The organism is Candidatus Hydrogenedentota bacterium, assembly GCA_019695095.1.
Taxonomy (GTDB): domain Bacteria; phylum Hydrogenedentota; class Hydrogenedentia; order Hydrogenedentales; family SLHB01; genus JAIBAQ01.
On sequence record JAIBAQ010000070.1, the window covers coordinates 10,881 to 29,937 of the forward strand.

A 19,057-nucleotide genomic window follows, 5' to 3' on the forward strand; every position below is an offset into this window, starting at 1 on the left:
AAAGGATCCCCGCAGCACGTCTGCGTTCCTTTTTGCTCACTCGAATGGGTGAGCGGCACACCCCCTACTCATTTATATCAATGGGATTTGGAGATGCGCCGCTCCAGAAGCGCATATCCCCATCCCAGGATGCCGTCGCAATGGTCTCTCCATCCGGACTGAAGCGGGCACTGGACACTTGATCGCGGTGTCCTTCCAGGCACAAGAGTTCTTTGCCGGTGTTGATATCCCAGATCCGTGCCGTGGAATCGTATGATGCAGTAATAACGCGTTTGGAATCGGGACTGAACGTCACCATTTTGACAATTTGGGTGTGTCCGCTGAGTGTGCATTCGGGATTCCCATCCGAATCCAGAAGTTCCACGGGATTATCTGTTGTTATGACGGCAATATGCTTACCGTCAGGGCTGTAGGCGCAATTGTGCAGGGCAGTAACGGTATGCTGGTTCTGTCTGAGAATATGCCCGCTCGGAGTATCGTAGATTTCGGTGATGCTTGGGAAGATAACAGCCACAAAGCGGGATCCGTTCGGGCTTATGGCTAAGTCCACGACTGCGTTATTGTCGCCGGCTCTTGCCTCGAGATTGACGCCGTCCTTGCTGTTCCAGATGAGGATCTTTCCGGAGTTGTAGCCCGCAACGATGTGTGCCGCATCAGGGGTGAAGAGCGCCGTCGAGAGTTCTGCGCCACCGCCCGCAAAGGTAATGATGGCACTTCCATTTGCCGGATCTCGCAGTTGTATCGTTCCATCGGCGAGTCCAACGAGAATCGAGTCGCCATTGGGACTGTACCGAACAACGCGCAATTCATGGGCGAAGTCATCGGCTTGGAACAGGGCATGTCCAGAATCGGTTTCGTGGTTGATGAGCGATTTCGCAGAAGCCGTGACAAAGCGGCTCGAATCCGGACTCCAGCCGGCATGAGTGACATTGCCCTTGTGTTCGCGAAGCTCGAGTTTGGTTTCGTGTGTCTTGGCATCCCATAGACCCGCGGCGTAGTCTTGTCCAAGATAAACAACGTACTTTCCATCCGGACTGAAGACCCCGTCATTGAGACCCAGTTTGTGCGCGTTTTGCACAAAGACGGCCGCATTGGGGGATCCATCCAAGCTCCACACCTTAACGCTTTCATCTTCAGAAAAACTCAGGACCTTTCGTTCGTCCTGAAGAAAGAACGCGCCGTTCACAATCCCAGAATGTCCCTCAAACGTCGCGACAACACTACCAGCGACGAGATCGGAAACCGAGACGGTGCGGTCGGTTGAACTCGTAGCCATGAGCGTGCCTGCCGTGTTGAAGCTTATGTTAGTAATTATCTCCGAATGGCAGGTGTATCGGGCCGCGAGCTCAAATGGATTCAGGCGAAAGACGTAGACATCTCCCGGAAGTCCCGCGACAACCACACTCGATTCGTCTGGGGTCAGTGCGAGGATGTTGGTTCTCTCAAGGTCTGTTGGCAAGGCTCCCAAAAGCGAGAAGCTGTTGGCATCCCATAGGCTGACCATTTTGTCGCGACCCACGGTGATCAGGCGCGACGCCTTTGATGAGTAAGCAACTTTGCGACAACCGGGTACCTCGATACTTCCCAGCTCTGCTCCGCTTTCAGAATCAAACAGCGTTATTGAGTGCGATTTGCCGAAGATAAACACACGTGATCCATCGCTGCTGACTTCAGCTCTGCTGGAGTCCTTCGCTTGATTGGAGAAGGAGCGCAGTTCCTCGCCGGTGGAGGAGTCCCAAAAGCGGACCGGCTCGTTGGTGCCGTATGTGAAGATTCGATTCCCGGCGGCGGTGAAATGGGCGATTCTGTCCTTCCCGTCGTTGCGAAGAGCGAACAACTCGGATCTCGTCCCAGCATCCTTGACGTAAATGGCACCGTCGGAGCATCCGACAAGAATGCGCCTGCCGTCCGGGCTGAATTCTACCTCTTCAAGACGGCCGGAGAAATTGGTGAAGAGATGAAGTGTCTGCCAGGTGGCAAGGTCTACGATCCTGACCGTTCCGTCATAGCTGGCCGTGAGTAGAGTTTTCTTGTCAGGACTCAAATCCGCGCTGACGATTGGCCTTGTGTGAACGCGCCACGTTAGTAGATCCTGATGGCATTTTCTCTTCAGGTAGTTCCATTCCCAATTGCGGTGTTTCTGTGGCGCGAGATCGAGGTTCGCGACGGCGAGATCGAAGCACCTTCGCTTTACCTCGTCGTTGGCCAGCAGGATGCTGGTTTCGTACAACCGCTCTTCTGCCATTTCTCGCGCGACGACTGCTTTGTCTCTCTCGCTGACGACGCGCGAGTAAGATGCAGCCACTACCGCAACGAGAATCAGTAGCGCGGCGCCCGCGGTTGCGAAAACGGCCTTTCTCTTTGCGACGTATCGCACAAGACGTTGCGACAACGAATAGCGATAGGCATTGACCAACGCCCCGGACAGGAAGCGCTGGATTTCGTCGGCGAGTTCCTTGGCGCTCGCATACCGTTTTTCCGAATCATGTGCCATAGCCTTTTGGCAGATGGCGGCCAGTTCAGGCGGGACTTGGGACTCCACTTCGTGAACGGGGCGCGGCGGTCCGGAAACGACCTTCTCCAAAACATCGTGGGCCGTGATGCCAACGTACGGGACGCGTCCCGTCAGCAATTCGTACAAGACTGCGCCGAGGGAGTAGACGTCGGATCGTTCGCGGATCTCGTCGAGTCTGCCCAAGGCCTGCTCGGGGGATACATACGCCGGGGTACCCAACGCGCGGCCATAGAGCGTCTTGGTTACGGCTTCTTCATCGTCGACATGCATGGCTCGCATCGTCTCGCGGAGTTCCCACGTGTGCGTCTCCGTATGATTCAGCGATTTGGCTAGTCCCCAGTCCAGCACGGCAGTCTCGCCGAAATCGCCCACCATGACGTTGCCCGGCTTGATGTCGCGATGGATGATCCCTCTGGAGTGCGCGTAAGCAATGGCGTTGCACAAGTCCACGAAGTGAGGCAGCAGCTCCAAACGTTGAGTGAGCGTTTTTCTTTGTCTGAACGCCGCGGAAAGCGTATTGCCGCGCACAAAGCGCATGGTGTAGTAAAGGGTTCCATCGCTGCGCCGGCCCAATTCATAGACGGGAACGACAGACGGGTGCTCCAATTGACTGGTAACTCGAGCTTCACGCAGGAACCGCGACACGACCTCGAGAGTCTTACGCGTGGGTGTGTTGGGATCCGTACCAGGAGCGGGTGTTCCTGGTGGAGCCTCGTTCAGTTCGACGGGCAGGAGTTCCTTCATCGCGATGTCGCGATCAAGATGAGAATCGTGTACCAGAAGTACTCGGCCAAAGCCGCCGCGGCCGTGTTCGCCAATATCCGAGTATCGTCCCGGAAATTCTTGCACACCTTCCACTTCGGGTAACGAGGATGCCTCAGCGGAAAAAAACGGATCCGTCAAGGTGGGGTGATCAATGGGTGCGATGATTGTCGTCTCGCCGCCAAACGCACGCAATGCGGCTCCTGCGTCGCCGCCATGTACTTTAACGACGAGGTCCGTGATGCTGTTCAGAGTCTCGAAGACTTGAGGAGTAACGATGCCTGCAGACAATAGCCGTTCCGGCAGACTTTGGGAAGGCTCGATTTCCCATTCTGCGGTGAATTGCTGGATCTGCTCGGCGGAAAAGTGACGAAGCGAGATGCCGAGTACCCCGAAAAGAAGACTCCGATCCTTGTCCACTCCGCGCTACCTCACATACCAAAACGCGCAAACACTTGTCTCGAATTGACTAATGTCTCACAGAATAGCTCGGAGGTACATCAACTTACGCATACCCCACAGTCACATGCTACTCCAAGGTAAGGACGACTGCAACAATGGGGGTGCAGAAAACGAATTTGCGTCCCGAAATCCGCGCCGACAGGATGGAGTGTGCGGGGCATGTCTCCTAAAGCTGCTCGGTGGAGAGTCCGTAAATGGAGACGTCGTGGTAAGCGTCGTGGATAAACAACGCTTCCCGCTGGACACCTTCCTTGGCAAATCCCACTGCTTCCAAGAACGCTTGAAGCTCAGACTCATAAGCGGCCGCCGGGACTGTTACCCTGCGGATGGACTGGCTGGTGCTTGCTTCCTTAAGGATGGTACGGAATCCTTTTCTTACATCCTCCGAAGCGTAGTCAGCGGGGTCGTGGATATACACCCACGCGCGTGCTGCGCCCTGAACGCGTTCAGGCCGCAACTTTACGATACCAAAGGGTGTGCCATCGCGCTTAAGGAGCAGAAGTTCCTGGTCCATGCCCTTGGAGTGAAGCGCATCCATTTCCCGGTCGTATTTCGACGCGAGAAAGACGCCGGTCTCGTTGAACAGGAAGTAGGAGGCCGTGTTCCAGTTTTCCCAGTCCATGAGCATTTCCGCGTCGGCCTCCGCGATGGGCCGCATGCCGATAGTCATGCGGAAGGCCGCTTTCACGAGCGTGAAAATGGAGGGCTTCGAAGTTCGTGCGAGCACGCCGTACATGCGAGAGAAGTTGACGCCTTCGCTGGAAAGGAGGTTGAACGCGGCAACGGCGCTGGCCATCCATGAGCGCTGCGCGTTGCACCACGTGTCGTGAGGTTTCCGGAACGAGCCGGAAAGCGCCTGGTGTACGGCGGTACTGCCGCCGCCGCACAGGTTACGTGCCCAGCAGCGCCTGCACACGCCTGTTGTTGCAGCGCCCACTTCATCAAAACGGCAACGGACACTCTCGCGCATCTCTGCGCTTTCCAGCGAGCCAATACGAAGGTCTGCGTTGCCTAAAAAGCGCCACGACGGATAAATGCCGCCGTCTGTATCGATGGCCATTTCATTGGAGCCGCTGAGATCCGCGCGGCGGAGCGGCTTGCCATCGTAGATTCGATAGAAGAGGGGCGCGATGGGATCGAGCCGGGTGTATTTCTGCTGCAGCAACTGTTTGGCGTAATAGACGGCGGTCCTCTTCAAGCTGACCAGCATTTCATTCGGGTCGAGCGAGGGATTTGCTACGTATGCCCCGTCCAGATCCAGTTCGATGAATGAGAAACCTGCCTTCTCCAACTCCTCGACGGCGGTCGAGAACCGAGGATGATTGGGGCGGATGACAATGCGGCCCGAGACACCGGGGGCATCCGGCTGTAGAGCTTTGAGGAGTCGAGGCAAGGTATCTGGAGCACTCTCGGAGAACGCGCGTAGCCCCGTGGCCACGCCTTCGGGGTCGGAAAATTCAAGGAGGGCACTGATTGCGTGCCCTTCCAGGAACTCCGGAGTCTTTGCCAGCGTCAGGCCGTGCACACGAAGCTCAACAATCAACTTCTTTCCAGCGAGTGCGGCGGTCTTTAGCGCCTGAGTGCTGAGATCCGCCAGCAGCGCGCCATTATGAACCGATTCTTCTTCCAGGAACTCCAGCCGCAGTTCCTTTTGGTCACCGGATCTTCCCAGCAACAACGCAATGGCGTCGCGACCGAAGTCGCGAGCCGAACTGGACGTAATTGTAGCGCCACCAAACCAGCCCTTCTTCCGGACGGCGGTCTCCGTGGATTCTCTTGGAAGCCGTACCGATAGCCGCTTGAGGCCTTGTTCGACAACGACTTCTTTGCGGAAGTCCTCACGTTTGATATGCGGCAGGATGGCCTTGGTGGAGCGCAGCCATTCCAGCTCCCCAACGACCTCTTCCAGCTCTTTGACATCGTGCTTACCATTAAGTAGGTGACAAATGCGGTTCACCGACGTGAACGGGTAGTACTCCAAAACGTCCCACGAAATCTCGTCGCATTCGAAACAGAAGCAGGTTTCGGGATCGATTGCGAATCGTTTTCCTGCTTCTTCGAATCGGTGAAGCGCTTCCTTCGGCATCAATAGACTCCCAGTGTGCCCTTATCGCGGCTCCAATTCTCCATAAACTTGAAGCACGCCAGACCCAGTGTGGTCCAGACGACGCAACTGATGATCAAGCAAAAGAAGGAGGCGTGCGTAACGATCCCCATGCCCGCTCCATCCAGGAGAACGCGTTTCAGGCAGATAGTCGCGTCACTGATGGGGGCCATGTGCGCAAGGATTCGAAGCGGCGCCGGCCACTCGTAGATTTTCTCGGAGACCGTGACTGCAATGCCCATCAGGGCCATCCGTAGAATCATGGCTACTTGCCCAGTCTGCTTGAAGACGAGGACGAGCCCGCCGACCATGAATCCGAATCCGATAAGATTAATATAGGTCAAAATCAACAGCATTACGATGGGGACTGGCGCTATGTGCAACTTGGTCTTAAGTGTGGCGGATATCAATGCAAGGAGGACGGTCCAAGACAGAATACTAACGGCGGCTCCTACGCACGAACGTGCCATGAAGTTTGCAATTAGTCCGTGAGGACTCATGCAGAGTTGCTCCAATTCACCGCTGCGGGCCATGGTCTGAAGGCCTTGCGTGAAAATGCCGGCAATTCCGAATGCAAACATTCCGATCACTAATCCCAGGGTGGTGCCTGTGGCGCGTTCAGCCCACCCGGGATCTACGACGCCCTTCATGAAGCCAAAAATGAGCGTCATGAACATGGCGTAAGCGATGACAATTCCTGTAGCGGTGGCAAACCAGTAGCGTCGCATGATGATCAGCGAACGCACGACTTCCGCTTTCATTACCAGAAAGAAACCCATGTGACTCCTTATGAACCGCTTGAACGATCGCTCGAACCAGACGTCAAACGAAGAAATACTTCTTCAAGTGTCTGCTGACGCTGGGTGATGGAACGCAGTCTGACTTCTGCGTTGTTCAGATACTGCATGGTAGAAAACAAGGCTCTTGAGCGCAGTTCCGGGTCGTGCGAGACGCGCACAAGAACCTCTGCTTCACCGTCTACTTGACGCGGCTCGACCTGCAATACCCCCGGTATTTCTTGCAGGGGGATAAGATCCGGAAGCCGATCCAGCCGAATCTCAAAATCTAAGTCTGAGAAAACGTCCAGGAGGTCGCCGGTGGAGCGGCACGTGATCAGTTTGCCGCCGTCAATAATGCCGATCCGATCGCAGAGCTCTTGCGCTACGCTCATGTCGTGCGTCGTGACAAGCACACACTTACCTTGCGTCCGCGTCATTTCTATGATCTTGTCTTTGATGGAGCGGCTGCTTTGGACGTCGAGCCCGGTGGTGGGTTCGTCCAGCAATAAAACGGGGGGGTCCGTGATCAAGGCAATACACACGGCAAGCTTCTGCTTCTGCCCGCGGGAGAGACGACGCACCTGCACATTCATCTTATCCTTCAGGCCAATAAATTCGAGCAGTTCGCGGCTGCGCTTCCGAAGGACTTTGCCGCGGACATCACGCAGGTTGCCAAAGTACGCCAGGTTTTCCAGGGGCGTGAGCGGCCAGATGCAGGTGCGGGTTCCTTCGAGCACCACGCCAATCTTTCGGAGTACTTCCAGTCGCTTCGTTTCTACGTGCAGTCCGTCTACGTATACGGCACCGGAAGTGGGCCGGATCAATCCCGAGATCATCTTGACTGTAGTCGTCTTGCCCGCGCCATTGCGGCCGAGGAGTCCGAAGATCTGTCCACTTTCGACGGTGAAGGAAACGTCATCCACCGCATGAACAACCTTCTTGCGGTGGAAGTGACGGACCCCGGTATCTTCGTGCGGCGTGAAGAAATGGCGCGTGTGGAAGATCTTATCGACATGCCGGAGCTCTATTGCGCAATTCGATGTCATGACTTCTCCGGCCTCATGGGCATATAAGATCGTTCGATAGCATCGGCGGCGGCTTTTTCGTCGCCGAGTTCTTCGACTTTGATGAGGTATTCCAAATAGGCAATTTCGATGTCGCGCATGGCATGAATAACCATCACGAGAATGAAGCTGTTGGTCCAGTAATAGAGAACGCCCAACAAGAGCGCAAACACCGAGAACTCGACGGAGACGTGCCACGAGTTCTTGAAGAAATGTTTATGAACGAGTACGAAGCACGTCGCGGCGGCAACGATTCCCAGTGCTGTTCCCCATGCGGGATCCATCCATTTCTGGAACCACTCAATCAGAATGACCTGAGTGCCCACTCGCCAGATTAGTTCTTCGGCAAGCGCGACGCCGATGAAGCGGGTGAGGACAATCGGGCTGTCCATCGTGAAGTTCCAGATGGGCCCGAAATCGAAGACGTGGGTCCACGAATCGCGAAAGGACAAGTGCGTGGCGAGCAGGGAAATGGAGAAGACGAGATGACCGGCGACGAGTCCGATGCCGATGTAGAAGGGGGACACCAAATCACGCGAGAGAACGCCTTGCTCATACGCGAAATAGACGGCCAGCCAAAAGAGCGGTGCTTGCAGGACCAGATGAACCATTCGGACCCGGGGGGGCAGGGGTTCGCCATCCGGCTGGTCGCTGGTGGTTAGCGAATAGACTACGTGGGCTAACATGAGGCCGATGAAGATAACGCCCAGCATCAGGCAGTCGCCTCCGAATCGGTCAGTTCACGAAGATCGTTGATCATGCTGCGCAGGTCGCCACCGCGAAACGACTTCGAGTTTATTTCTTTCAATCGTTCGAAATCTTCTCTCAAGACACCATATCCGTACATGGCGTAGAGCTTGCCGTCACGAGCGACGTGCTCTTCGAGGACGAGTTCGCGCGGAGTGCCCGAGAATTCGAAAATTCGCCACGAACGGGCATTGAACCCGTAAATGTAGATGTTGACCCGGTGCATGTTGAGGACTGTAAAGCAGTAGTCCAGCATGCGGAAAAATGCGATTGCACCGTGGAACCCATTGCGACGCTTTTCGCAGATGTAGGAATCCAGATTGCAGGAGCGGTTGCGCCAACTGATGTTCACAACCTGGAACAGTCCCACGGGCCCCAGTTTCTTGGAGTCTGCCATGCAGTACACTGCCGCGGGCATGGACATGGGGTTGGCGCGGCCGAGCATACCGATAATCTGCTCGCGAATCTGCTTGGGAGAGCGCGCAGGGTCGCCATAGAGGAATCGCTGAAAAGCGGGGTCTTCCATCCATGCGACGACCGTTTCGAGATCGTCGCGATCGGCTCGACGCAGGAAAACGCTGGATTTGAGCGCCATTCTATGCCGTCTCCTGTGCCGCTTTGGGGGCAAATTCGTCACGCAGTATGCCAAATTCGAAAACGTCTTTGGGCTCGCCGCTACGAACAACGTGCCCCTTCAGTACGACCTCCTGCTTCGCACCCATGCCCGCCAGGGCGTTGTGGAGTGTCTTGGCCTCCGGTTGCACGCGAACGCTTACTCTGTGGAGGTTCAGTTCATCGAAGCAATACGCAATGAGTGCTTGGTAAGCTTTGGCTGCATTCTGATCGTCTCTAAACGTAGGCGTCAGATATACGTCTGCGGTGCAGGAGCGATTGCGCCAGCTCAAATCCTGGATAGAGACGAGCCCAACGATTTCATTGTCAGCCTCAACAACAAACTGTCCAGTGGGATTGAGCGCGAGGGTGACGCCGCCGCCGACCATCCCCAGGATTTGCTGTCCGATTTGTTGCGATACCCGATCGTCGCCCACATAGAAGAGCGCTTGAAATGCCGGGTCGCCGATCCAGTCGACAATGCTGTCCAGATCATCGCGATCAGGACGTCGCAGTCGCAGGCTCATCGAGTTCTGCCTCCAGTTCTTCGAGCACATCCCGCCGAAATAACGAGAATGCCTCCAGGTCGTAGTATCTGCCCCGAGCATACGTCATGTCTCGCTGGACACCGTCGCTCCGAAATCCGTGTGAGAGCAAGAAGGCGCGCGACGCTGTTTCCGTGGACAAGCAATGCGACACGATCTTGTTGAGTTTTTTGTCCACGAACGCGACTCGCCTGAGATAGAGGAAAACTTCGTGAGCCAGCGGGCTCTGGTAGGCCTCGTCACGCCCTAGCGCGAGGACGATTTCGGCAAATTCGGATTCGAGCTTCGCGCCCCGAAACACGGCACTACCCTGGATTTCGCCCTGCTTGTCTTCGACGACAAAGAATGTTCCGGTCACCAAATCCCGGCGGGTGAGTATCTCCCGCAATTCGTCGCGGTTGGGAGTCATGACTTCGCGAGCGGGCCCCAGAAGGAATGAGCGAGGGGTTTCGGAGTCATAGAGCTGTATCAACGAATAGGCATCGTCGGGTTCAGCCGCGCGAATGACAGAGTGCTCGCCGATAATCATGACTGGTATTGTCCACCGTAAGAAGAAGCGTTCAACGCGGGGAACGGACCCCGGAACTCGAATTCACGGTCGTTTCGACTATGCTCAATAAAAAAGGCCGGGACAATTGTATACAGCACGTCCCGGCGCCACAACACGTCACGAGGTTACGTTACGATAATCTCGTTCTTTTTGCGATACGAGAATTCAAGCCACGCCTGCCATACCGCGTTGTAGAAATCCGACAGGGCATCGGCTCGAATGGCCTTGCTCGCGGAGATGCCTCGAATGTGCTTCATGCTCACTCTCCCTGGCTTACGCTGCAAAACACCCATATGGCCCTTCCACTGGGCCATATACTATTCCATTGCGGATTCCGGCAGGCAATCGCCGCGGAAACCGCCTAAAACCCACACTATGTTGATGTTGGATTCTTGACGGAATTGAATTCGCCAAGGGCGGTCAACAAGCCCGAGAAGACATCCGAGAAGGAACCCAAGAACAGCGAGAACAAATCCGAGGCCAACCCGAGAATTGACAGGATGAAGGTCAAGTCGGTAGTGCTGCTTTCCGCCAGCACAGGGGTCTTCGAAATAGAGGTTATATGCTTCACGATACTCTCTCCCGCACCCATTAGGCGCCTTAACTCGTTGCTGTAACCCGTACTACGTAGGATTCTCGACAACTTGGCGAAGTATATCACCGCCCCCCTTCCCAGTCAAACAGCATCGTCGCTCTCAGGATAGAGGGGAGCCCGTCATATTCCCGAGAACCCTATTTACCGTACATTTCAGTAACGCCAGTGTTACGGGTTGGATGACGGGGCTTGGCCGAGTGAAGACGGCTGACCTGGGGTCATTCTGACGGATAGGTGCTTGACGAGCGGACGCAACGTAGGAGACTTACGATAGGTAGTCAGGAATCCAAGATAGCTCAAGGCTGCTGATACCAACGCAACCATCGCCGGATAGGCCAATGCCAAGGCTTCAATCACGGCGCCTTCGGTGTTGCCAGGTTGTACCCCCATGTACCCGACGCTGATTCGAGACAAGAAAGCAGATAGGGGGGAGATGCAATAGACGACCCTGTCCATACCGCGCGAGTCGGTTACCCTTAACCAGGACAAAATAGCAGCAGCAACTGCTGCTATTCCGACTATGAACATGGCGCTGGATACATAGGCCGTAACAAAGGCCCAGGTCATCTTCCGATGCATGCTGGAGGCGAATAGGGCGCACGCCCAAGCGATCAGCATGCACTCCGCCAGCATGAGAAAGCCTAATACTATGGTGATCTTCGATATTTGCGGTAGGAAGAGCAGCGGAATGGAACCAAGCGCCGCAGCGAAAACTATGGTGAGGGCGACCTGGATCGATGCGTGCATCTTTCCTGTGAAGACTTTTTCCGGACCCAAGGTCGTAACGCGAATGCAATCGAAGGTATCGCGTTCGTGTTCTTTCGTGAAGATATTGCCCATCACAGCAACCAACAAGGCGGGCATTAGGACAGCTTGAAGCAATTGCCATCCCGCGAAAGCATCAGCGTACGAATACTCGTCTGCATTGACGTAGCGGCACAGCACAATGAGCGTGGTCGCTGAGAATGCCAACAAGAATGGTGTGACGAACGTCAGCAGGCCTGTTCGCTTGCGTACAGACATCTCAAACCAGACTTCTTTGAGGTATACGGGATTGGCACGTGTCGAGAAGACTCGCACCCGCCCAGAACCTCGAACAGGACCTACCTTTGTGAGCTTTGTGCGCCGCCTCTCCGGGGATTCGGACTTTCCCCATCTTCGCGCCACAAGCTGGTGTGTCAAGATGATTAATGCGATGGCCAAGGCACTATGGAAACTGCCGCAGGCAGAAGCAACGCTCATCGGATTGACTATCGAAGGGCGGTAATTCGGATACGAAGTCATTTGCGAGAATGCGATGTAGGGCGAGACATACTGGGCAAACCAGTCCATGCTGTCCTGCAAGCGGAAAATGTCGAAAAGCGCCAGCACGACGAGAAGGAGCAGCATCGGGAGGCCAAGAATCGTCAGCATGCAGAGATAACTGGTACCGACGGCCACAGCCGGCCTTTTGAAGAGGCAAGAACACATTACGCCGGCAGCAGCGCAGGATAACGTCGTTGCACTGATGAGGAAGAGGACGTTCCAAAGCAAGTCATTGTCAAGTCCCACAAGAAAATACGATGCCGCGGCAATAGGCATTAGGGCGATGATAATCAGCAGATAATGCCCTACTGAGTTTGCGAGTTTTGCAGTGACCACGTGCCAGGGTTTGGCACTTGTCATGGCCAGGAGATCCAGCGTGCCTTCCTCGCGTTCCGACACGATGGCACTTCCTGAAGTCGCGGGGATGACGACAAGTGCACCGATTGCGAGAAAGTGGATGACGAACACGAACATCCCACGCGATACCATCGACAACAGTAATGGCGTGAGAGTGCGATCGGGATAACTGAGGAGGACGAAAGTTGCCGCCAAGAACACTAGTACCGCCAACAGCGCGTAAAACTTGCGCTCCCGCAGACTCGACACTAGCTCGCGGCGAATGAGGGCCGCAATGGGCAGAAATGCGCTTGGCATGGGGTAAGTGTAGCACAGGGGGCAAGGTGGCAGAAGTCAAGGGATACCCCTGTACAAAATAAGAGGCCCCAAAACTGGGGCCTCTGCAATCAACGTTTTGGCTATCTCGTCGCTACACGTTCAATTCCACGGCGTCGTATCCGTAGGAATAGGCGCTGGGCAGGTCGGAATGCCCCATGAGATAGATGTCAATGGCGCGGGCGGCTTCACGGCCTTCGTGGATGGCCCACACGACCAGCGACTGACCCCGGCGCGCGTCTCCCGCGGCGAAGATCTTGTCTTTGCTCGTGCGGTAAGAGCCAAACGCGGCCTTGATGTTCTTGCGTTCGTCGAGTTCGAGGCCGAGCTGGGTCGGCACATCGTGCTCGGGATGGACGAATCCGAGCGCTAGCAGGACGAGATCGCAGTCGAACTCCATTTCGCTGCCGGGGATCTCTTTCATTTCGCGCCGGCCGTTTGCATCAGGCTCGGTCCATTCAATGCGGATTGCATGAAGCTTCTTGACCTTGCCGTTCTCGCCGGTAAACTTCTTCGTGAGGATACTCCAGTCGCGCTTGCCGCCTTCCGCGTGACTTGTCGACGTGCGAAGGATGACGGGCCACAGCGGCCACGGCGTGGTTGGGTTTGCACCCTCAGGCGGACGCGGCAGGAGTTCGAGGGACCAGACTTCCTTGGCGCCCTGGCGGATGCTCGTACCGTGGCAGTCGGAACCGGTATCGCCGCCCCCGAGAATGACGACGTTTTTGTCCTTCGCCGAGATTTCGGCCTTGTCGATCTTCTTGCCGGAAACGCGGCGATTTTGCTGGGTTAGGAAATCCATGGCGAAATGGATGCCGTCGAGTTCGCGGCCGGGAATCGGCAGATCGCGCGGTTTTGTCGAACCCGTCGTGATGAGCACGGCGTCGAATTGCTTCTCCAGGTCAGTCGCGGGAATGTCCTTGCCGACACTGACACCGCACTTGAACTCAACGCCTTCCGCCTTCATTTGATCGATGCGGCGGCGGACATGCGTCTTGTTGAGCTTGAAATCGGGGATGCCGTACATGAGCAAGCCGCCAGGCTCTTCATCGCGCTCGAACACCGTCACGCTGTGACCGGCGCGACACAATTGCTGCGCAGCCGCCAGACCGGCCGGGCCGGAGCCGACAACCGCGACTTTCTTGCCGCTGCGAAACGCCGGAGGTTCGGGCTTGATCCAACCGTTCTTGATGGCATGGTCGCCGATGGCGCGTTCATTGAGCTTGATGGTGACCGGGGGTTCGGTAATCCCGAGCACGCACGAGGATTCGCACGGAGCGGGGCAGACGCGGCCCGTGAATTCCGGGAAATTGTTCGTGGAGTGCAGCTTGGCAAGCGCCCCTTCCCAATCGTTGTCCTTGATGAGATCGTTGAAGTCGGGAATGATGTTCCCTAACGGACAACCGGATTGACAGAAAGGCACGCCGCAGTCCATGCAGCGATAGCCCTGGTCCCGCATCTTCTCGTCGGCGAACTCCTCGACAAACTCGTCCCAGTGGCGGACGCGCTTGTCCTTGGGCTCCTCGGGAGGAAGCTCCCTCTTGTAGGTCATGAAGCCCTTTTCTTTATTTGGACGCATGCTGCATCTCCCGTGCTTTCGCAGCTTCTTTCTCCATTTCACGAAGGACGCGGGCGTAGTCTCTCGGCATCACTCGGACGAACTTGGTTATTTCTTCGTCGAAGTTGGCGAGGATTCGCTGCGCCACCGTGCTTTCGGTGTATGTCACATGCCGCTCAAGCATGTACTTGAGATCGGCCTTACTCTTTTCGTTCATGGGCTTGAGGTCGACGTTGCCCGGATTGCACCGGGTCTTGAACGTGCCGTCTGCGTCGTAGACGAACGCGATGCCACCGCTCATGCCCGCCGCGAAGTTGCGCCCGGTCTTGCCCAGGATGGCCGCGCGTCCCCCCGTCATGTACTCGCAACCATGGTCTCCAACGCCTTCAGCGACGGCCCACGCGCCGCTGTTGCGCACGCAGAACCGCTCGCCCGCGACACCGCGGAAATAGGCTTCGCCGCTGGTCGCGCCGTAGAGGGCTACGTTGCCGACGATGATGTTCTCTTCGGGGACAATCTTGCTGTCGGCGGGCGGCCTTACGATGATCTTCGCGCCGGAAAGGCCCTTGCCGCAGTAGTCGTTGGCTTCGCCGGACACGTTTAACGTCACGCCCTGGATGGAGAACGCGCCAAAACTCTGTCCCGCGCATCCCTCGCAATCGAGCCAAATCGTATCTTCCGGCAAGTAGCCCGTTTCCAGGCCCACCTTGTGGCGGCGAGTCAACTCACTCGAGAGCATCGTGGCTACGGTGCGGTTGATATTCCGAATTTTGACGTGTGCGCGGGTGCGCGTCACGTCTTCCCGGTTGGGCTTGGCTTGCAGCGACGCCTCGGCGATCTTCAGTAACTCGTGGTCGAGGGCTTTTTCGATGTCGTGGTCTTGTTTCTTGCTGCAGTAGAGCGTCTCGCCTTCCCAGGGTTGGGCCACCTTCAGAATGCGGGAGAGGTCGAGCTTCTTGGCCTTCCAATGTTCGGGCAGCGGGTCGTACTCCAGCATATCCGCACGGCCAATCATCTCGTTCACGGTGCGGAAGCCAAGTTGCGCCATGATTTCGCGTACTTCTTCGGCGATGAAGAAGAGAAGGTTCACGACGTACTCGGGCTTGCCCGTGAACTTCTTGCGGAGTTCGGGGTCTTGCGTCGCGATACCGACCGGGCACGTATTCAGATGGCACTTCCGCATCATGATGCAACCGGTGGCGATCAGCGGCAGCGTCGCGAATCCGACTTCGTCGGCGCCCAGAAGGAAAGCAATCGCGACGTCGCGGCCTGTTTTTATCTGGCCGTCGGTTTGCACGCGGATGCGGCTGCGCAGGTTGTTGTCGACCAACACCTGATGGGATTCAGCCAATCCAAGCTCCCACGGAAGGCCGGCGTGCTTGATGGAACTCAGGGGCGATGCGCCGGTGCCGCCTGAGTCACCGCTGATAAGCACCAGATCCGACTTGCCTTTCGCGACGCCCGCGGCGACCGTGCCAACGCCGACTTCGGATACCAGTTTCACCGATACCGTGCCGTGGACGTTGGCGTTCTTCAGGTCGTGGATGAGCTGCGCCAGGTCTTCGATGGAGTAAATATCGTGGTGCGGCGGGGGCGAGATGAGTTCCACGCCCGGCGTCGAGTAGCGGATACGCGCAATTTCCTGGAACACCTTGTGTCCAGGCAGCTCGCCGCCTTCACCCGGCTTCGCACCCTGCGCCATCTTAATCTGGAGTTCATCGGAATTAACGAGATACTCATTCGTGACGCCAAAACGCCCGGAAGCAACTTGCTTGATGGCGCTGCGGCGCAAATCGCCGTTCGCATCCGGTACAAAGCGTTTGGGATCTTCTCCGCCTTCACCGGTATTGCTGCGTCCGCCGATGCGGTTCATGGCGATAGCCAGCGTTTCGTGGGCTTCCTTGCTGATCGACCCGAAGGACATAGCGCCCGTGCAGAACCGTTTGACGATTTCCTTGGCCGGTTCCACCTGATCCAGAGGAATCGGTGTACCCTTCTTGAACTTCATCAAGGCGCGCAACGCGGCCAGCGTCCGGTTCCGGTCATTGACGATACTCGCGTATTCTTTGTACTTCTCCCACGAATTCGTACGGACGGCGTGCTGAATGCGCGAGATCGTGTCGGGGTTGTATTGGTGGAATTCGCCGCGCTTACGCCACTGGTAATTGCCGCCCGGGTCAAGTTCGCGCGAACGTGCATGGTGCGAGGGATACGCGACCGCGTGACGCATCAACGATTCCTTGGCCACGTCTTCGAGGTCGATACCGCCGACGCGCGAGGGCGTACCCGCAAAGCAACGGTCGATGAGATCGGCGCCAAGCCCTATCGCTTCGAAAATCTGCGCGCTGCGGTAGCTATGCTGTGTCGAGATGCCGATCTTTGACATCGTCTTGAGCATGCTGCTTTCAATGGCTTTGACGTACAGCTTCTTGGCCTTGCCCGGATTTTCTTCGACCAGTTCCTCTTTCTGCAGCAGTTCGTCGATGGTCTCGAACGCAAGATATGGATTGACGGCGCCCGCACCATAGCCAGTCAGGAGACAGAAGTGCATGACTTCGCGGGGCTCGCCCGACTCGACGACGATCCCGCACTGAGTGCGCTTTTGTTGCCGCACGAGGTGATGATGGACCGCTCCTGTCGCGACAAGACTTGGGATGGGAACCATCTCGCCGCTTACGCCGCGGTCGGAGAGAATCAGGATGCTGTATCCCTTTTCGATCGCGTCAACGGCCTCTGCGCAAACGCGCGTCACGGCCTTGTCGAGGCCCGCCGCGCCTTCGCTTCTGGGCCACAACGTAGATATTGTCGTCGATTTGATGCCCGGCTTGTCGATGTGCTTGATGTAGTCAAGCTGTTCGTTTGTAAGGATGGGGGACATCAGGTGCAATTGTTCGCAGTGTTCGGGCGTCTCGCCGAGCAGATTGCGCTCGCGACCGATGTCCGTTTCCAGGGACATCACGATTTCTTCGCGAATCGGATCGATGGGCGGGTTCGTGACTTGCGCGAACAACTGTTTGAAGTAGTTGAAGATCAACTGAGGACGCGATGAAAGCACTGCAATCGGGGCGTCGTTGCCCATGGAACCCAGGGGCTGCTTGCCCGTCTCGGCCATGGGAGCAATGATGAACTCAAGATCTTCTTGCGTATAGCCGAAGACCTGCTGGCGCTCGAGCAGGGAGGCTTCCTTCGGCTCCGGCTTGCCGTTGGTCGAGTGGCATTCCTTGGGAAGGACGTGGCGGTGAGTATCCAGCCACGTGCGGTAAGGCTGCCGCTTGCAGACCGAATCCTTAATCTCCTCGTCTCCGATAATGCGATGCTCTTCGGTGTCGATGAGGAACATGCGGCCCGGTTCGAGGCGGCCCTTCTTGACAATCTTGCTCTGCGGAATGTCGAGCACGCCGACTTCCGATGCCATGACTACGAAGTCGTCGTCGGTGACCCAATAGCGCGACGGACGTAAGCCGTTGCGGTCCAGGGTGGCTCCGACGCGAATGCCGTCGCAGAAAGCGACCGACGCGGGGCCATCCCACGGCTCTTGGAGGCACGCGTGGTATTCGTAGAACGCCTTCTTGTGGTCGGGCATGCTCTCATGGCCGCTCCAGGGCTCCGGCACGAGCATCATCATGGCGTGGGCGACGCTGCGGCCTCCCAGCATCAACAACTCAAATGTCTGGTCGAATATCGCCGAGTCGCTGGCGCCTTCCGTGTGGATGGGCGGCAGCTTAGAGATGTCTGCGCCGTAGAGATCGCTCTGCAAATGGGGCTCGCGCGAACGCATCATGTTGATGTTGCCGCGCAACGTGTTGATTTCCCCGTTATGCGCCAAGTATCGAAATGGGTGGGCCAACGGCCACGTCGGGAACGTGTTGGTGCTGTACCGTTGGTGAACCAATGCAATCGCGCTTTCGCAGTCCTTGTCTGCGACATCGAGGTAGTAGCGGTCTGTCTGGGCAGCCAGCATAAGTCCTTTATATACAACCGTGCGGGCGGACATGCTGGGGATGTAGAACTGCGATTTGTTCTTTACTTCCGACGAGGCGACAGCTTTTTCGATGACCATGCGGATGACGTAGAGTCTGCGCTGAAAGGCGTCGGTGTCCAAACCGGCTGCGCGCTTTATAAATACTTGCTGCATAACAGGTTCGCCTTGCCGGGCGATAGTACCGATTACGGAGGAGTCTCGCGGAACCTCGCGCCAACCCAACACGGACTGGCCTTCGGCGGTAATCGACTTCTCGATAATCGCCGTACACAGCGCACGATCGCTCGCGTCGTGAGGCAGAAATACCATGCCAACGCCGTAAGCTCCAGGTTCTGGCAGGCTGAACTTGAGCCGTTCCGCGTCGCGCTGGAAGAGCTTATGCGGAACCTGCATCAGCATTCCGGCTCCGTCACCGGTCTCGGGGTCGCATCCGCAGGCGCCACGGTGCTCCAAGTTCTCGAGGACCTGAATCCCCTGCCGAATGATGGTGTGAGTGGCCCGGCCGTTCATGTTGGCCACGAACCCGACGCCGCACGCGTCGTGTTCGTAGAACGGCTCATAGAGCCCGTCGCGGGAAATGGGTCGCATGGACAATGTTTGAATCCTCGCTGTTAAACTCTTCGGTCAGCGGACTTTCGGCAAATCTCGCCGGTTACGGCACTCCACTCACCTAAAAGATGGGGAGAATCACCGGCGGGTCTGTGGTGGACCGGGGATCTAGGGGCAATTTGTGCCGCACCCTATTCGATTTGTGGCAAATAGGGTAATGAAAGTTGCATTCCCAAGTCAAATTTTTTGACCGCAG

12 protein-coding genes are annotated in these 19,057 nt (G+C 56.6%); all 12 read right to left on the reverse strand.

The features are described from left to right. Positions 1–64: 64 nt before the first annotated feature. The 12 genes from K1Y02_13095 to gltB all read right to left on the reverse strand — a co-directional run bounded on the left by K1Y02_13095 (position 65) and on the right by gltB (position 18,840). Entirely contained in the window at positions 65–3,697 is a 3,633-nt protein-coding gene (locus K1Y02_13095) for a protein kinase (GenBank protein MBX7257293.1), read from the reverse strand. Between the two features lie 208 nt (positions 3,698–3,905). Next, entirely contained in the window at positions 3,906–5,825 is a 1,920-nt protein-coding gene (locus K1Y02_13100) for an SPASM domain-containing protein (protein ID MBX7257294.1), read from the reverse strand. Then, positions 5,825–6,622, reverse strand: a complete 798-nt coding sequence (locus tag K1Y02_13105; protein ID MBX7257295.1) for an ABC transporter permease — start codon at positions 6,620–6,622, stop codon at positions 5,825–5,827. Before K1Y02_13105 ends, K1Y02_13100 begins: the two co-directional genes overlap by 1 nt. A gap of 8 nt (positions 6,623–6,630) precedes the next feature. Beyond that, positions 6,631–7,668 (reverse strand): ABC transporter ATP-binding protein, encoded by a 1,038-nt coding sequence (locus tag K1Y02_13110; GenBank protein ID MBX7257296.1) that lies wholly within the window; start codon positions 7,666–7,668, stop codon positions 6,631–6,633. Next, positions 7,665–8,399 carry a CPBP family intramembrane metalloprotease gene (locus tag K1Y02_13115; protein ID MBX7257297.1) on the reverse strand — a complete coding sequence of 245 codons (735 nt, stop codon included), beginning with the start codon at positions 8,397–8,399 and terminating at the stop codon, positions 7,665–7,667. Before K1Y02_13115 ends, K1Y02_13110 begins: the two co-directional genes overlap by 4 nt. Continuing rightward, positions 8,399–9,028: a GNAT family N-acetyltransferase gene (locus K1Y02_13120; GenBank protein ID MBX7257298.1), complete on the reverse strand. Its 630-nt coding sequence runs from the start codon at positions 9,026–9,028 to the stop codon at positions 8,399–8,401. The genes K1Y02_13115 and K1Y02_13120 overlap by 1 nt, the downstream gene beginning before the upstream one ends. Position 9,029: 1 nt before the next feature. Continuing rightward, positions 9,030–9,572 (reverse strand): GNAT family N-acetyltransferase, encoded by a 543-nt coding sequence (locus K1Y02_13125; GenBank protein ID MBX7257299.1) that lies wholly within the window; start codon positions 9,570–9,572, stop codon positions 9,030–9,032. Then, the gene (locus K1Y02_13130) at positions 9,547–10,119 is read right to left on the reverse strand and encodes a GNAT family N-acetyltransferase (protein MBX7257300.1); all 573 of its coding nucleotides are present in this window, start codon (positions 10,117–10,119) and stop codon (positions 9,547–9,549) included. Before K1Y02_13130 ends, K1Y02_13125 begins: the two co-directional genes overlap by 26 nt. Positions 10,120–10,513: 394 nt before the next feature. After that, positions 10,514–10,711 carry a hypothetical protein gene (locus K1Y02_13135; protein ID MBX7257301.1) on the reverse strand — a complete coding sequence of 66 codons (198 nt, stop codon included), beginning with the start codon at positions 10,709–10,711 and terminating at the stop codon, positions 10,514–10,516. Between the two features lie 192 nt (positions 10,712–10,903). Next, entirely contained in the window at positions 10,904–12,694 is a 1,791-nt protein-coding gene (locus K1Y02_13140; GenBank protein ID MBX7257302.1) for an ABC transporter permease, read from the reverse strand. 112 nt (positions 12,695–12,806) lie between these two features. Beyond that, a complete protein-coding gene (locus tag K1Y02_13145) occupies positions 12,807–14,291 on the reverse strand; it encodes a glutamate synthase subunit beta (protein MBX7257303.1) in 1,485 nt (494 codons plus the stop codon). After that, positions 14,278–18,840: a glutamate synthase large subunit gene (gene gltB, locus K1Y02_13150; GenBank protein MBX7257304.1), complete on the reverse strand. Its 4,563-nt coding sequence runs from the start codon at positions 18,838–18,840 to the stop codon at positions 14,278–14,280. Before gltB ends, K1Y02_13145 begins: the two co-directional genes overlap by 14 nt. Positions 18,841–19,057 lie beyond the last annotated feature (217 nt).

Coding starts and splice junctions, on each gene's coding strand:
- K1Y02_13115 (MBX7257297.1), bottom strand. CDS start 8,399: ATGCTGGGCGTTATCTTCATCGGCCTCATGTTAGCCCACGTAGTCTAT.
- K1Y02_13130 (MBX7257300.1), bottom strand. CDS start 10,119: ATGATTATCGGCGAGCACTCTGTCATTCGCGCGGCTGAACCCGACGAT.
- K1Y02_13125 (MBX7257299.1), bottom strand. CDS start 9,572: ATGAGCCTGCGACTGCGACGTCCTGATCGCGATGATCTGGACAGCATT.
- K1Y02_13100 (MBX7257294.1), bottom strand. CDS start 5,825: ATGCCGAAGGAAGCGCTTCACCGATTCGAAGAAGCAGGAAAACGATTC.
- K1Y02_13145 (MBX7257303.1), bottom strand. CDS start 14,291: ATGCGTCCAAATAAAGAAAAGGGCTTCATGACCTACAAGAGGGAGCTT.
- K1Y02_13105 (MBX7257295.1), bottom strand. CDS start 6,622: ATGGGTTTCTTTCTGGTAATGAAAGCGGAAGTCGTGCGTTCGCTGATC.
- K1Y02_13140 (MBX7257302.1), bottom strand. CDS start 12,694: ATGCCAAGCGCATTTCTGCCCATTGCGGCCCTCATTCGCCGCGAGCTA.
- K1Y02_13120 (MBX7257298.1), bottom strand. CDS start 9,028: ATGGCGCTCAAATCCAGCGTTTTCCTGCGTCGAGCCGATCGCGACGAT.
- K1Y02_13110 (MBX7257296.1), bottom strand. CDS start 7,668: ATGACATCGAATTGCGCAATAGAGCTCCGGCATGTCGATAAGATCTTC.
- gltB (MBX7257304.1), bottom strand. CDS start 18,840: ATGCGACCCATTTCCCGCGACGGGCTCTATGAGCCGTTCTACGAACAC.